Genomic DNA, 16277 nt, shown 5'->3' on the forward strand with positions numbered 1-16277 from the left:
GAAAACTATATCTGCAGCAACACTTGTTCCAAAGTTGTTCCAACCATTTCTTCCAGCTTCAGTTTGGATTGACGTAATTCTTTTTCAAGCTGGATCTTTTTAGCCATTTCTCCATTGTAAGCGCGGTAAGCTTCTTTGTAAAGCTCTATGGAAACGGTTTCGTCTCCGGCGCGGAATTTCTCTTCCGCCTGTGTGTAGTTGAGCAGGGCATCTTCTACCAGTGGCATATGCAGTTCAAACAATTGTTTGTTGGCAGCATATTCTTCATACAACTGTAACACAGTGGCTTTGATGCTCAGTGCATCTGATGCTTCCTGTTTTTCCAGTACTTTTCTTTCAGTTCTTACCCGTTTAACATCATTAGGGATCTTGATCAGGTTACCGATAGGTAATAATACCCCAAAGTTGTAACGTGGGTAGAAAGTATTATTCTGGGTGCCACTGCTGTTTCCTTTGATCGTAAACTCATTCAGGTTACCTGCGGCACTGAAATGGTTCAGCCATTGGGCGCCGGTGCTGTTCAATTCATATTTATTGATCAGTTTTTTATCAGCATACTGTTGCATGTCCGGATGTTTCAATGCCAGTTCCACGAGTTTTTCTTTAAAACGCGCTATTCTGGCTGCATCCGGGGGGAGTTTTAACAAAACGCTGGTGTCTGGTTTCACCACCTGTGCCTGCGTAGCAAGACCCAGGAACAAAGCAAGAACGACTAAGGAAATACGTTTCATGTGCTAGATTTTAAGTGTATAAGTATTTAATTTTTATAACAATTGCGGTGAATGCATTCAGCATGATAGCGCTCTCTACAAGTGTGGAAGCATCCTGGGCATACTGCGCCAGGGCTATCTCCAATACGGCCGCAGCAATACTGATCATTATTAATTTGTCCAGCTCACTTTTTACCCGGAAGAAATTTCCGATAGCCACCATGATCAGGATCACGAAGTTGGCGCCCATGAATAGAATACCCAGCCATCCTGTTTCCAGTACGGCCCGCAGGTATCCATTATCCGTTTGCAGGTTGGCCATGGGGTGCCCCGGATGGAAGATCAGTGCATTACCACCTGTGGTCATCAAACCACCGCCAAAAGGGTGGGAGTAGATGTAGGGCTGGGCTTTTGCCCGGTTCCTGTCCCGCACGTTCACGGACTCATCCTGTTTTCCCAGGAAGGCAGTCCTTACCCGCACAATCGTGGGGTTACTGTGGAAAGGCCCGAATAAGATCACGATGGCAGCGAACCCAAAAGCAATAGCAATGAGGATGGTATTCTTTTTCTGCAGGTTGGCAATGAAAAATAACATCAAACCCAGCGGCACCATTACATACCCGGTACGTGTACCGGAATAACCCAGCGCCAGGAAATGGAATAGGACGGACAGGATCAGTGCGATCTTTTTGGGCAGGTTGATGACAGCCATCTTGGCCGTTAGCATGATCATGATGATCACGATATTGCAGGCCATAATGATACCAAAAGAGGCCGCATCTGCCATAAAGGAGAAGATCCGTATGCCACTGATGATGATGGTGGTATTGAACATTTTGGGATACTTGGCCATAAATGCCCTTTCGTAAGGCATGAGGCCCATCCATTGCTGCATGCAGGCATATACAGCTGCCAGCGTACCCATTACCAGCCAGTATTTGAAGAAAACATGCACATCCTTCATGCTGTTGAACACATGGAGGCCCAGGTAAAGGAACAGGAGGTTCCGCATGGTTACGCGGATAAAGATGAACCATCCCGTAACATTAAATCCGTAAGGGTTGGCTATTTCCAGTACCAGTAATAAGAGGTAGGCGTAGATGGATATGAGCAGCGGATCTTTAAAGAAATCCACCTTCTTCGTGGAGGGATCACCGCCTTTGAAAAAACAGCCCATCAGTGAGCAGGCCAAAAGCCCGTCCATCACAAAGCCCATGGGCAGTTCCGTTCCGGCCATCCTTTCAAATAAAGGCAGCATGAGGGAAACCGTCATGTAAATATAGAAGCCCATCCGGTAATTGAGGATGCAAACCAGGCAGGTAGCTGCGCCAAGGATAGCTACTACCAGTATGGCGCCCATTTTCACATCCTGTGCGCCCACAAAAGCAATAGCCGGGATCAATAAGATCCAGAGCAGATTTAAGAAATACCGGTTAATATTTTTTTTGCTCAGTTGCATGTTTTATTACAGGAACATCGTTTTGAACAGTAACATGAATATTATTACGGCTGCAAAAACCACCAGCAGGGTTTCATGCAGTTGTTCACTCACTACTTTCTTTTCTTTTACTTTTTTCATGATGCGCTGATTTGCCTCCGGGGTACTTCCTTAATGGGACCCTGGAAGATGAAATTAAGTTTCAGCAGCAGGCATACCCTGTAAATAATAATGGAGAAGAAGATCCCGGCTGCTATCAGGAAAAATGTGAACACGGATGTTCTGATCTCGATCCCGGTCTTTAAAATGATGTTGCGTAACAGGAATACAACACCCACATGAATAAGATAGATATATAATGAATAGTGCCCTAATACCTGGAGGAAACCCAGCTTCTGGTACTTAGCCAGTACAAAGGAGATCATGATCACTACCAGCCCGCCCAGCAAAGCAAATGTAGAAAAGAGATAAATGCTCATGGTGGCATTCTTCATACAGTAATACTGTACAAGTAAGAATACGGGAAGCAGCAATAATACCTTAAGGGGGGAGGAGAGTTGCTCCTGCACGCTATCCTTAAAGAAGTACGGCGTTGCAATGTGGCCGAGGGCAAAATAAACATAGAACACCGCCACATCGGACAAGGTGCTGATGTCTCCCGCCAGTCCTTTGAGGGATAGTAATACAAAGCCCAGCAGCAACTGCATCCAGGGGGTGAATTTAAACAGCCGGTCCACAACCAGGTACAAAGCGGTCACATTGAACAAGGCAAATAAATACCATAGTTGCAGCATGCTCCGCGGATGTATCAATATGTCCAGGTAATTTTCCACTCCCTTTTTAGAATTTGTGTATTCGGAAAAACAGATCTGCAATGTTAACTGTATAAAGCACCATAGCAGATACGGATATAAAAGTGTGTTGATCTTTGAGATCATAAAGTTCTTGCCGCCCCGCCTGTGCAGGCTGGATGCAAAGAAAAGGCCGGACAGGAAAAAGAACATGGGCATCCGGAACCCATACAACATTTCATTGGCGTTCATCAGCGTGTCCGTAACGGGGACGCCATTGTATAATAAACCATATATCACATGCCTATACGTAACAAATATGATCGCAATGCCTTTCGCATAGTCCACCCAGGCATATTTCCGGGATGTACCAGGGCGGAAAGTGAAAATAAATTTCAATGCGCCGGACAGTGATAGGGATTTTATGGACGGTTGCTCAGACATTTACTACAGTTCCAGATAGTCATCGTTAATATTATTCAATACAGCTCCCAGGAATTTATCACCTAAACCCTGCAGGAACTCAATTGATTCTTTATCCGTTTGTTTTATAGAGGCTTTGGAAGAGAATACCGCTATCACACCTTCTGCATATTTTTCCAGTTCTTTACTGTCCGTGTATTCGTTCAGTGGCGCACCTTCAAACAGGATGAAATCATAATATTCCTTCAGCTGCGGCAGATAGTTCAGCAGGTGATTTTTAGGCAGGATCTCTGTAGGCGTATAGTCGCCACCTTTACAGCCTATCACTTCAATATTCTCAATGCTGTAGGTAGTTACGATCTCCCTTACTTTTTCAATACTGAATTCATTGGGTGCAATAGAGAATGTTTCCAGTGTAGGTTTTGCTTCCAGTTGCACCGTAAGGTCGTTGTTACAGAAGTTGGTATCTATTACCAGCACCCGTTTGTTGCTTAAACTGAGGCTGTACGCCACTGCCTGTACCAGTGTTGTTTTTCCCTGCTGGGATTCCGGGCTGGTAAAGAGGAAGATGGATTTACCACTGTTCTCAATTTCAAAACGCAGCTTGCGCAGGAACTCGCGGAAGCTGTTCTGCCTTTTTACAACGGCTTTTTTATCCTCGATCCTCTTCTGCAACACCTCCAGGATGCTGTACTTGTTCAGGTCCGCATGATTGATGGTGGCAATCAGTTTCAGGTTCACATTCTTCAGGAAGTTGGAAGGCGATTTAATAGAAGAGTCAAAGAACTCTTTAAAGAGGATGCCCAGTGTAGTTAACATACACACGGCAATACCTACCATACCCATGATCACCATGCGTTTGGAAGATTCCGGTTTAAAGGCAGGCTGCCCTTTCAGGGTTTGCCTGAAATTATCCACGGGTACACTTCGGTTATCAATGGCAGAGTTCAGTTTCTCTTTCAGTTTATTATATTCATCCTGTGCCAGTTCTACTTCCTGTTGCAAGGTACTTACCGTGGCTTCTTTATTGGCATAAGAACCTACGGAGTATTTCAGGGAGTTGATCTTCTTTTCCAGGTTGGCGATGTTCAGTTTGGCGGCTGAGATATCAGATTCAACGGTAGCTTTGTTCTGCAACAGCTGATCTTTGCTCACGGTGGTGCCGGGTACCGGGGTAGAGGTAGTGGATAAGAGGGCGGACAATTGTTTGCGGAGTGCTTTCACCTTTTCTGCGATCACTTCATCGGTACTGCCGGTGCGGAGATACTCATCATTTAACTGATTGATCTGTTTACGCAGGCTTACTATTTCATTGTTCCCGCTATTATTAAAGGTGGTTTTGCCCTGGCCGGCCGCGGCTATCTGAGCGGTGATATTATTCAGGTTGGCCTGCATGATATTCACATTCCCTCTTTCATCCAGCAGTGCTTTTTCCAGCTGGCTGATCAATCCCATTTCCGTACCGCTGGCGGCTTCCACATTCAATATGCCTTCAGATGATTTGTAGGAGCGGAGTGCTTCTACTTTTGCATCCAGTTCTATTTTCTTTTTATTCACCAGTTCTTCAAAAGTTTCCACGTTTTCCACGCCGCGTTCAGAACGCAGGCTCCTGTAATAGCGGATGAATTCCTGGTAAAGTGTGTTCACTACAAAGGCAGACTGTTCGGGATTTTCAGAACCGTAGGAGATATCTATATAATCCGTTCTGGGCAGCCTGTTCACCTTTAACGTTTTGGTGATACCCTCGTTATCGTACTTGCAGAGCTTCATATATTCCAGCAGTTTGCGTTCTTCCGGTTTGTAGGAAGTAAGCATCTGGATGGAATCCAGTTTCTGGCGGCAGATGCGCAGCCCTTCTTCTTTATTGAACTGCAGGTATTCCGGTGATTTCAGTTCCTTTTCATTCAGGGTTCTGAAAGGCTTATTGCTGGTAAGGTCATGAATGAGCAGGGAGTAGGAGAGCAGGCTGATCACGAGTGGTGAATTGAGTGTTTGAATGGTGTTTTCAAACTTCACATCGGCCTCATAGAGGTTTACATTTTCATCGCGAAGGGTGATCTGGTCTTTTATTGTAAAACCTGTAGAGATCTGTGCGCTGGAAACATATAGTTTTGCTCTTCCCATAGTAAAAAAGAAGGCTGCCACGAGTGCAAGCAGGGTGCTGAGAATGATCCACCACTTCTTTTTTAATAACGCTTTCACAAAATATATTACATCCATATCAATTATTTATTTTTATCAATCATAAATCCTTAAAAAAACCGGTTTTCACCGGATCATTTCCTGTTTTGCAAAACAAAATAACCTGGGCTAACATTTCAGACCTTTGTGCTACGCCCCTATAACCGATAAAGCTGGTTGTGTGCTTTGTCAGAATAAAGGAAGAGAACAAACCCATAATTTAGTAGATAATGCAGTACAACCTATTTTGTATGCAGGTTTTGCCAGAGGATCAGGTTAGAAATACAGAAGTTTGAATCGGAACTAATTGGGGGGAATGGAAATAACCATTCATTTCAATTGATATATAAATGTATCCGATTCGTCGCAAAAGTAGAACGCAAATTTCAATCCGCATAATTTATTTGGGTGAATGGAGGGAAATTATTGGTAAACGCAATGATTTACGAAGCGTATGGGGGACCCTATATCAATAAATATTGGTATTTGAGGGGTCGGGCGGGGGATACACCATAATATATAGGAAAGGAGGTTGTCCAAAACCGCTATTCTCTCCTTTAAGGACCCTAAACCTCCATTTTGGGGTTAAAACCGACTTAGAAAAACCATTAAAGTGGGATTTTGATGCGTTTACTGAGAAAAAACCTCCCTTCACCAATTAAAATTGTGAATGTATAATTCTCGCACTAATTTTACATCCGTTAAGAAGAATGAGACGAAATAATATTCAGTTCTTCATATTAGACTTTGAAAATTATATTGTAAGTTTGCTATAGCCATTTGGTAACCCATATTCTAATCTCACCATCCTCCTCTGGAAAACTACAACGTTTAAATTTAAACTCGACCTTATCCATCAAAAGCCTTCTGTGCTCCAGATCAGTTTAGTTATTGATCAAAAAGCCAAAAAACATTGTAAAAAGCAAAAAAGAAGGTAAAATGAAACAGAGAATTTTAATTATAGATGATAGTATGCCGATAAGGTACTTGTTAGAGGCAATGTTCCGTAAAGAATATAATGTGGTTTCCGCACAAGACGGTCTGGCTGCAATGGCCTGGTTGTCCAAAGGAAATATGGCAGATGTGATCATAACGGACCTGGCTATGCCAAATGTAAACGGATGGGAATTGCTGGATTACCTGGCAGACAGCCACCTTTACAAAGACATCCCGGTAGTTGTACTCAGTGGTAGCATGAATGACCGTACCGAATCTATTACTGAATTATATAGCAACGTGCATGAAGTTATGCGCAAACCATTTGATCCTGTTGAATTGATGGAGAAAGTTGAAGGAATTATCAGCAAGAAGCTGGTTCCTGTAATGCCCTGATTTTATTTGACCCCTGAATACAATTGTGATTTTTATGAATTCAACGACTACACCTAGCGTTTTAGAGGCCCCGTCCATTGGGCGAAATAACATGAGCAGGCAAGCAACAGATCTTTCTCAGATTGCCAAAGAAGAGAGGATCGTGATGATTGTCGGAGCATCCCTGCAAGCAACCAACCTGCTTCCATACTACAATTACTGTATGGTGGAGGACACTGTTGCCGCACAAAGGAAGATCATGGAAATGCTTAATGTTAACAGGACTGTTCCCTCTGTGATCATTGTTCAGTACAACGAACAATGCGAAGCTGCATGCAAAAAATGGTCAGCCTATTTTGAATCTCATCAGATCCTGAAATCCATCCCGTTTTTTCTGTACGCTGATACCGTAACAGAACCCCTCAAAACATTTGTTAAGAAGAATCTTTTTATTGATGAGATCATTACCCGGGAGTGCATGGAACGTCAACTGTTCACCAAAATTGACTTCGTAAAGAAGATCAAGCGCCTCCAGGCTATACCGGACAAATTGCAGGCTCCCAAAGTGATCAAATACAAGAAGGACTATGTGAATGTGTTCCTGAAACGTGGCCTTGATATCACAGCTGCCTCCCTTGGCCTGATCGTGGCATCTCCCATTATGCTGCTTATAGCAGCTGCCATCAGAATGGAATCCAAAGGCCCCATCTTTTATTCTTCCAAAAGAGCCGGTCGTAATTATAAAGTATTTAAGTTTTACAAGTTCAGGAGCATGGTACCAGATGCGGATAAGAAGCTGAAGGACCTGAAGCACCTGAACCAGTATGACGCAAACGACTCAGGTCCTGTGTTCTACAAAGTGTCCAACGATCCAAGGATCACCAAATTCGGCAACTTTTTAAGGAACAGCAGCCTGGATGAACTGCCACAGCTGTTCAATGTATTAAAAGGAGATATGTCATTAGTTGGCAACCGACCCTTACCTTTGTACGAAGCCACAACTTTAACTACAGATGTGTGGGTGGAACGTTTCCTGGCGCCTGCCGGTATCACCGGATTATGGCAGATCAGCAAAAGAGGCAAGAAAGAGATGTCTGTAGAAGAACGCATCAGCCTGGATATTGACTATACTTACAAGAATTCATTTACTTACGATATGTGGTTGATCGTGAATACGCCGTTAGCGCTTATTCAAAAAGATAACGTATAATGATTGCATTTTTAGAGATTATTTTATTTGCCTACTTAGCCGGATGCGTACTGTACAATTTGTTCTTTTCTATTGCAGGTAAGATTGTAACCCGCAAACAGACAGACATCAGTGAACCCGAAACTTACAGCAGAGTTGCCATCCTGGTACCTGCGTATAAGGAAGACAGTATTATATTGTCCTCCGCCAAAAGTTACGCCCAGTTACGCTATCCTGCTTCCCGCTATGATGTGATCGTGATCGCAGATTCCCTTCAGCCGGAAACCCTGGAGTTACTGAAAGCATTTGCTGTTAAAGTATTACCCGTTTCTTTTGATAAAAGCACAAAAGCCAGGTCCCTGAACATGGCTTTCAGCCAGATAGGCGATAATTACGACCTGGCATTGATCTGCGATGCGGACAATATGCTGGAGCCGGACTTCCTTTTAAAGATCAACAGGGCTTACCTGGATGGGGAACATGTGATACAGGCGCAAAGGGTGGCCAAGAACCTGGAAACACCATTTGCCGTACTGGATACCGCTAACGAGATCATTGCCAATCATATTTACCGTAAAGGCGCCAACGCAGTAGGGTTATCCTCTTCTGTAATAGGCTCCGGTATGGCTTTCCACTTCCCGCTGATCAAAGACGTGATGCAAAGGATAGACGCTACGGGTGGTTTTGATAAGATCCTGCAACTGGAAATGGTGACGCTGGGGCATAAGGTATATTACCTGGAAGATGCCCTCATCTTTGACGAAAAGATTGAGAATCCCAATGCTTTCAGTAACCAGCGCAGAAGATGGATCTCCAGCCAGTTCGTGTACCTGCGTAAATTCTGGAAGAAAGGGCTGAGGGCACTGTTTGCAGGGAATTTTGATTACTTCAATCTTTCCTTCTGCCATAACCTGATGCTGCCGCGCATGCTGCTGATCGCTTCTATTTGCCTGCTGACATTGCTGAGCGCCATCTTCCATGCTTATACATGGATCCCTTTCACTGCCTGGGCCATCCTGTTTGTGATGAATGCTATCAGCCTGGCTTTGCCTTTGCCTTTGATATTTTACCGTAAATATTTTTTCACGGCCCTGCTGATACTGCCAAAAGCAATAGGTATCATGGTGATGCTGGTTTTCCGCTTAAAAGGAGCCAACAATACCTTCATACATACACAGCATAATAAAACAGATATCGATAATCCTTTACTCCATGGAACCCGTAAGAACTGAACATAATAGTAGTAAGCCCCTGGTGTCTATTATTACAGTGAATTTCAATAATTCGGTTGTAACATGTGAACTCCTGGCTTCCCTCAAACAAAATAGCTACCATAATATCGAAGTGATCGTGGTGGACAACGCTTCCAGGGAAGACCCCACCGCGGCACTTCTGAATGTTTCCCCCTCCATTAAAGTGATCCGGAGTGAAAAGAACCTGGGTTTTGCCGGGGGAAACAACCTGGGTATCAAAGCCGCTTCCGGCAGTTACCTCTTCCTGGTAAATAACGACACGGAATTTACAGATGGGCTGATAGAAGGCCTGATCGAGATATTTGAACAATACCCGGATGCCGGGGTAGTGAGTCCCAAATTCCATTACTTCTTCCATAAAGGCACCATTGAGTATGCCGGTTACCAGAAAGTAGATCCGCTCACAGGCAGGAATGCCATGATCGGCTGCCGCGAAATAGACAATGGCCAGTACGATACGATCTCTGCCACCAACTATGCACACGGCGGCGCCATGATGATCTCCCGCGAAGCGATAGAGAAAGTGGGCCTCATGCCGGAAGTGTTTTTCCTTTATTATGAGGAGTTTGACTGGTGCGAGCAATTTAAAAGGAACGGTTACAAGATATATTACCAGCCCAAATCGCTTATTTACCACAAGGAGTCTATGACCACCGGTAAAAACAGCCCTTTAAAAACGTACTTCATTACGAGGAACAGGTTGTTATTTATGAGAAGAAATACAACTATGAAGGGACGTTTGGGTTTTATGTTATATTTTACATTCTTAACGATACCCAAAAATACCCTCCGGTTCCTCTTTAAAAGAGAAGGCATTCACCTGAAAGCTTTTTGGCGGGGCATCTTCTGGAATATCCAACATCTTAAAAAACCTACCGACTTATGTGTGGAATAGCAGGGTTTATTGATTTTTCACAAAAATCAGGTCAGGATACGCTGCAAAAAATGACAGATGTGTTATTGCACCGTGGTCCTAATGACGCAGGTTACGAATGTTATAACAGCAACGGTGCTGTTATAGGGCTCGGCCAGCGCAGGTTATCTATTCTCGATCTTAGCAGCTCCGGTCACCAGCCAATGCACTTTAAGCAATACAGCATGGTGTTCAACGGAGAGATCTATAATTTTAAGGAAATACGCAAAGAACTGGAAGCAAAGGGTTATACCTTCTCTTCCGGTACAGATACAGAAGTGTTGCTGAAGGGCTTTGATTGCTGGCAGGAGAAAGTGATGGACAAATGCATCGGCATGTATGCCTTTGTTATTTTCGATGAACAGAAAGGCGAAGTGTTCATTTGCCGGGACAGGGCAGGGGTAAAACCTTTGTACTACTACTGGCATGAGAACCTCTTCCTGTTTGCTTCTGAACTGAAGAGTTTTGTAGAGCATCCTGCCTTCCATAAAGACATTGATGAAAAGAGTGTTTCCCTTTTCCTGCAATACAGCTATATCCCTGCACCATACACGGTTTACAGGAATACTTATAAACTGAAACCAGGGCATTTCCTCACGCTGAACCTGCAAAAAGCAGAACCCGTAGAAACAGAGTACTGGAACGTGCTGGATGCTTACAAGCAACCGGAAACAAAACTCTCTGAGCGCGATGTGATTGCACATACAGAAGAGCTGATGAAGAGTGCCTATCAATACCGCATGGTATCTGATGTACCGGTAGGTGTGTTCCTGAGTGGCGGATATGACAGCGCCAGTGTGGCCGCTATCCTGCAGGAAGGTTCCGGCAGCCGCATCAAAACCTTCACGATCGGTTACAAGGAAAAGGCATGGGATGAATCTGCGGAAGCAAAGAAAATAGCCCGTCACCTGGGTACGGACCATACAGAATGGATCATTGGCGCTGCGGATGCAAAAGATGTATTACATCAGTTGCCGGAGATCTATGATGAACCTTTTGCGGACAACTCTACGGTGCCCACCACACTGGTGAGCAAACTGGCGAGCAAGGATGTGAAAGTGGTATTGTCTGCAGACGGTGGTGATGAACTGTTTGCCGGATATAATAAGTTTAACCAGGCCATTAAATATACGAGCCAGCTGCCAAGAGCGGTACAATCATTACTGGGTGCAGCAATGAGTGTGATACAACCGGAAGTGATCCCTTACTTTAACAAGCAGTACAACTTTGCTTCCCGGTATGAAAAGATGAAAATGATCTGGCAGGATGGTAAACCGCAACAGGCACTGAAATACATCAGCCAGTACATGACGGAAAGTGAAGCGGCTTATTACATGGGTTCTGCTACGGGCAAGTATAAAACCAACTTTGACCTGAACGGAGAGCTGAGTGCTATCAACGATCCGCTGAATAAATTGCTGGCTATTGACTACCGTACTTTCCTGGTAGATAATAACCTGGTGAAAGTGGACCGTGCTACCATGAGCGTAGGCATTGAAGGCCGCGAACCGATGCTGGACCATCGTTTGCTGGAATTCCTGGCTACCGTGCCGGCAGCGTTGAAAGTGAAAGAGCAAACCAATAAATACATCCTTAAAACGATCGTGCATAAATACATTCCCAAATCTATGATGGACCGCCCTAAACGGCCTTTCATAGCACCTTTGCAGGAATGGTTCAAAGATGATCTGAGAGATCAGATGCAGTATTACCTGGCCCCTGAACGCCTGCAAAAGTCAGGATTGTTCAATGCAACGCATGTACAGGAACTACTGAAGAAATACCTGGATGGGGGTAAGGTAAGCCATCAGAAATTGTGGAATATACTGGTGTTCCAGTTATGGTATGACCGTTGGATCGAAAAGCTGTAACATGGAACAGGGCCGTAAAATAAGAGTATTAGAAACCATCCGCCAGGGTAAGATAGGAGGGGGAGAAAGCCATGTGCTGGACCTCGTGAAATCAATGGACAGCGAATTGTTTGAACCGGTGGTGCTTTCTTTCACAGACGGGCCTATGGTGCAGGCATTAACAGCTATCGGCATACCGGTGTTTGTGATTGCCAGCGAAAAAGCATTTGACATCAGTATCTGGAAGAAAGTACGCCAATTCCTTGCAGATCAAAAGATAGATATTGTACACGTACATGGCACCCGTGCCAATACGAATGTGATGTGGGCGGCGCGCAGATTAGGTTTGCCATTGATCTACACGATCCATGGCTGGTCTTTTCACGATGGATTGAATCCATTGATCAAAAGAGCGCGTATTGCAGCAGAGAAGTTCATTACGCGTAAAGCGCAGGTGAATATCTGTGTATCAGATTCCAATCGGGAAACGGGTATTAAAACCTTTGGCAGGTTTGATTCCGTTGTGATCAAGAATGGTGTGAACCCGGTTAAATTTAATCCCGGTGCGGAATACCCGGATGTGAAAGCGGCTTACGGCATAACAGCAGATCAATTGGTGATCGGTTATATTGCCAGGATGACGCTGCAAAAAGATCCTGTAGGCATGCTGGAAGGTTTCAGCCTCGCGCTGAAGCAGTATCCGCAAATGAAACTGCTGATGATAGGAGAAGGGGAACTGAAAGATGCAGCCCTGGAAGCTGCCCGCAGACTGAACTTAACAGATCACGTGATCTTTGATAACTTCCGCCAGGATGTACCGGCGGTATTAAAAGGGGTGGACATTTACTGCCTGCCTTCCTTATGGGAAGGATTCCCGATAGGTGTGTTGGAAGCAATGGCCATGGGAAAAGCAGTGATTGCCAGCGATGTGGATGGAACGCGCGAAGCAGTGCAGGATGGAGACAATGGATTGCTGGTACCTGCAAAGAACAGCGAAACACTGGCTGCGGCCATTGTGAAACTGGCCAAAGACCAAACCCTGAGAGGACAATTACAACAACGTGCCATGGATACGATACGGAGTAAATACACGGTATCTGGTATGACACGGCAAATTGAGAAAATATATCAACAGCTTTACCACAACTGACATGACACAAGCAACGATCACCTACGAATATGAACGTATCGCGGATATCAAGCGATTGAAATTTATTGCAGAGAACCTCAAGAAAGAAATTCCTGAAAATGGCCGTGTACTGGACGTAGGCTGCGGTAACGGCGTTATCAGCCGCCATCTTGGCCAGTTTGGCTATGATGTGTTAGGCATTGATATCAGCCAGAAAACAATTGATGTAGCCCGCTCTAAGAACACGCTGCCTAATGTGCGCTTTGAAGCCATCAGTGCAGAAGCACTCACAGCAGCAGGGGAGAAGTATGATGCAGTGATCTGCAGCGAAGTGCTGGAGCACCTGGATCATCCTGAAAAATTACTGCGTGTAATATATGATACCATCAAGGATAACGGTTTGCTGGTAGTGACCGTACCCAATGGCGTGGGTCCAAGGGAACTGTGTGTAACAAGGCCTATGCTGAAAGCCAGGAATAACCCCGGTATGTGGAAGTTCCTCAATAAAATAAAGAGCGCGCTTGGGTTTAAAGGTACTACGGTACAATCACAGGCAGATAACCTGGATCACGTACAGTTCTTTACCCGTAAGGATCTGCTGAACCTTGCGCAAACAAACAATTACCAGATCATCAAGTTTGCGAAAACGAATTTTGTGGAAGACGTATTTCCTTTTTCCCTGCTCACCAAGCGGATCAAATTCCTGCAGAAGCTGGATTGTGAAGTAGCGGAGATCCTGCCTATTGGTTTTACCGGCGGATTTAATACGTTGTGGAAGAAAAGAGTCTAGTGTTTTTTTATAATTATACCACAGGGCTGTTCTCGTTAAGAGAACAGCCTTTTTAGTTCTGTGTCAATTTTATCCAGCAAGCCTGGATCTTTATCCATCTCAAATTTTCGTGCAACCAGCCGGTCGCTTTGCAGCATTTTGTCCACGTCTTCCAATCCCAGTGTTTTGGGATGATTTTGTCCTTTTGCGCGATCCTTGCCCCAGTCGATATAATGCAGGTCATAACCAGTTACCGCTTCTTTGTAAGGGCTGCTCATTAAAATGGTCTGGAAGATGAATTCATCAGAACCCCAGGTGAGTTTGAAATAACGCACCAGTTTAGGGCGTTCCCGGATGTAATCCAGCAGGTAATTCACACAATCCTGCGTCAACGTCCACCAGGCAGAACCGGAGTGAATTTTGAGGCCGAATGGCGGTTTGCGTGCGGGCAGTATTTTCGTGAGCAGGCTCGCGAACTTAAACTTGCCGGGGAAGTTATATTCTACCAGGTGATAGTTATCCACCTTGGACATCATGGGTTTTAATTCTTCTTCCGTGATAAGCCCGATGTATTGTTTTTTGTTTGGTTGTGTAAGCGTTTGCCAGATATGATCTGCTGTTTTGATCACATAGTCCTGGCCGCTGAGCATGGTGATATACGTGTAGGAATTACCGGAGTTGCGGGTAGCTTCCATACCGTTCAGCGTGGCCTGCACAATACCCCATCCGGCCCAGGTAACATCCACACGCGGTGTTACGGTATATACCTGTGGCAGGGCAAGTGCGGCAGCATAATCTTCTATGTTGCATTTTGCATCTATGTGTACGAAACAATCAATGCCGGGGTGTTGCAGCTTCGTTAAAAGCCGGTGTAATTGCGCCGGTTGCTTATGCGCCAGGATGATGAACGCTATTCTCATAAATTAGGTATGCTTGAGTTTGAAGGCTTTTCCTACCAGTACTTTAAACTCCATCCAGCCGTAATGCCAGAGGTCTTTCAGGTGCACGGACATATGTTTTTTCATCACATAGTAACCATATCCGACAGCAAAGAGGATGTGCAGTATGGTAGCCAGTGCTACTGAAATAATATTGGGGAAGATCCATACCAGTACCACCGCAAAGATGGCGTTGAGGATCATTTTCAGTATGTTCTTGTAGAAGTTCACATGCGCCAGGCCCATCATATCCAGCGTAACACCGTTGAAGCGATCCAGCGGCCAGAGGATGGCGCTGATCAGTGTGATCCGTACTACGGCGGCTGAGCCCAGGTAATTACTTTTTGCCAGGATAACGATCAGCGGTTCCGTAAAGATCAGCATGAAGATGATAGCAGGCAGGATCAGTAAGGTAACGGTGCCGGTGTACCTGCAGAAGGCAATGGCTACGGCTTGTTTATCACCCCGGTTGGCAGCAGCGGATAAAGTTGGCTGTGCCGTGGCTACAAAACTCCGGAGGAGGATCTCAATCACTTCCATGAATTTCTGAGGGATGGCGAAAAGTGCTACCTGTGCGGCCCCCAGCATTTTAAGGATGACGAAGTTATTGGTGTTATTGATCAGGGAGGAAGATACCATGCTGCCAATGATCAGCCGGCCAAACCGGTAAAGTTCCAGCGCATGTTCCCTGGTGCGGTAAACAATGTTGCGGATGCCTGTCCATTTCATCAGCAGGCAATACACGCTGGAGATGACCATGGAGGTGCTGTATGCATATAACACATTGGGGAGCGATACCATGTTAAACCACCATAGCAATGCAAGGAGCACTACGAAAGAACCATTCTGCGCCACCCTGATATATACGATCTTATTAAAACGGTTCTCTGCCTGTAAAACCCATGTGGCAAAATTCATGGGCAGCGATAATAAGGTAAGGATACCTAACCATGGAATGAACATACGCCATGTATCGTCCATGAAAGAATACGTTACAAAATATGCAGCAAAGCCAAGCACCACATATGCGCCAGTGATGAGCAAAGATACATGCCAGGCCGCGCCGGACACTTTGCGGGCAGTTTCCATATCAGCGCCCGCATAAAACTTGATCACACCGGATTGCAGCAGGCCGGTGCGGATCTGATCGAGGATATTATAGTTATTGGTGAATATTACCCACAGGCCAAATTCTTTCAGGTCTATTTTACCGGATGCATCATCCCGGCCCAGGATCCTTACAATGATCCAAAAAGAAAAGAGGTTGAAAAATGCAGAAACCAGATTGCCTAACAACGATGAAAATTGCTTATTCCTGGTCAGGGATAAAAGCCTTGATATCATATGTGATTATTAGATAAATTAAATTTTATTACAATGAT

General features: G+C 44.9%; 13 protein-coding genes. 7 read left to right on the forward strand and 6 right to left on the reverse strand.

Features of this window, described 5'->3' with window-relative positions:
• Positions 1-5: 5 nt before the first annotated feature.
• The 4 genes from GFS24_RS04455 to GFS24_RS04470 all read right to left on the reverse strand — a co-directional run bounded on the left by GFS24_RS04455 (position 6) and on the right by GFS24_RS04470 (position 5582).
• Positions 6-731: a TolC family protein gene (locus tag GFS24_RS04455; protein WP_153658360.1), complete on the reverse strand. Its 726-nt coding sequence runs from the start codon at positions 729-731 to the stop codon at positions 6-8.
• Between the two features lie 10 nt (positions 732-741).
• Positions 742-2169, reverse strand: coding sequence for an O-antigen ligase family protein (locus tag GFS24_RS04460; RefSeq protein WP_153658361.1), 1428 nt, complete (start codon positions 2167-2169; stop codon positions 742-744).
• Between the two features lie 116 nt (positions 2170-2285).
• Complete coding sequence (locus tag GFS24_RS04465; protein ID WP_153658362.1) at positions 2286-3383, reverse strand: acyltransferase; 1098 nt, start codon at positions 3381-3383, stop codon at positions 2286-2288.
• Between the two features lie 3 nt (positions 3384-3386).
• Complete coding sequence (locus GFS24_RS04470) at positions 3387-5582, reverse strand: AAA family ATPase (RefSeq protein WP_153658363.1); 2196 nt, start codon at positions 5580-5582, stop codon at positions 3387-3389.
• Positions 5583-6482: 900 nt separating this feature from the next.
• On the opposite strand from GFS24_RS04470, the gene GFS24_RS04475 reads away from it, so the two are divergent.
• The 7 genes from GFS24_RS04475 to GFS24_RS04505 all read left to right on the forward strand — a co-directional run bounded on the left by GFS24_RS04475 (position 6483) and on the right by GFS24_RS04505 (position 13978).
• Positions 6483-6875, forward strand: a complete 393-nt coding sequence (locus tag GFS24_RS04475; protein ID WP_074238692.1) for a response regulator — start codon at positions 6483-6485, stop codon at positions 6873-6875.
• A 91-nt stretch (positions 6876-6966) separates the two neighbouring features.
• Positions 6967-8064, forward strand: a complete 1098-nt coding sequence (locus tag GFS24_RS04480) for a sugar transferase (RefSeq protein WP_216647357.1) — start codon at positions 6967-6969, stop codon at positions 8062-8064.
• Positions 8064-9275: a glycosyltransferase family 2 protein gene (locus GFS24_RS04485; RefSeq protein ID WP_153658364.1), complete on the forward strand. Its 1212-nt coding sequence runs from the start codon at positions 8064-8066 to the stop codon at positions 9273-9275. Before GFS24_RS04480 ends, GFS24_RS04485 begins: the two co-directional genes overlap by 1 nt.
• Positions 9256-10191: a glycosyltransferase family 2 protein gene (locus tag GFS24_RS04490; protein WP_153658365.1), complete on the forward strand. Its 936-nt coding sequence runs from the start codon at positions 9256-9258 to the stop codon at positions 10189-10191. The genes GFS24_RS04485 and GFS24_RS04490 overlap by 20 nt, the downstream gene beginning before the upstream one ends.
• The gene (gene asnB, locus GFS24_RS04495) at positions 10179-12080 is read left to right on the forward strand and encodes an asparagine synthase (glutamine-hydrolyzing) (protein ID WP_153658366.1); all 1902 of its coding nucleotides are present in this window, start codon (positions 10179-10181) and stop codon (positions 12078-12080) included. Before GFS24_RS04490 ends, asnB begins: the two co-directional genes overlap by 13 nt.
• 1 nt (position 12081) lies before the next feature.
• Positions 12082-13209 (forward strand): glycosyltransferase family 4 protein, encoded by a 1128-nt coding sequence (locus tag GFS24_RS04500; protein ID WP_153658367.1) that lies wholly within the window; start codon positions 12082-12084, stop codon positions 13207-13209.
• A 1-nt stretch (position 13210) separates the two neighbouring features.
• The gene (locus tag GFS24_RS04505; protein WP_153658368.1) at positions 13211-13978 is read left to right on the forward strand and encodes a bifunctional 2-polyprenyl-6-hydroxyphenol methylase/3-demethylubiquinol 3-O-methyltransferase UbiG; all 768 of its coding nucleotides are present in this window, start codon (positions 13211-13213) and stop codon (positions 13976-13978) included.
• 35 nt (positions 13979-14013) lie between these two features.
• Here GFS24_RS04505 and GFS24_RS04510 read toward each other — a convergent pair whose 3' ends face one another.
• Both GFS24_RS04510 and GFS24_RS04515 read right to left on the reverse strand, forming a co-directional pair.
• Positions 14014-14877 (reverse strand): beta-1,6-N-acetylglucosaminyltransferase, encoded by an 864-nt coding sequence (locus GFS24_RS04510; RefSeq protein ID WP_153658369.1) that lies wholly within the window; start codon positions 14875-14877, stop codon positions 14014-14016.
• Positions 14878-14880: 3 nt separating this feature from the next.
• Positions 14881-16239: a lipopolysaccharide biosynthesis protein gene (locus GFS24_RS04515; protein ID WP_153658370.1), complete on the reverse strand. Its 1359-nt coding sequence runs from the start codon at positions 16237-16239 to the stop codon at positions 14881-14883.
• Between the last annotated feature and the right edge of the window lie 38 nt (positions 16240-16277).

The organism is Chitinophaga sp. SYP-B3965, assembly GCF_009647655.1.
GTDB lineage: Bacteria > Bacteroidota > Bacteroidia > Chitinophagales > Chitinophagaceae > Chitinophaga.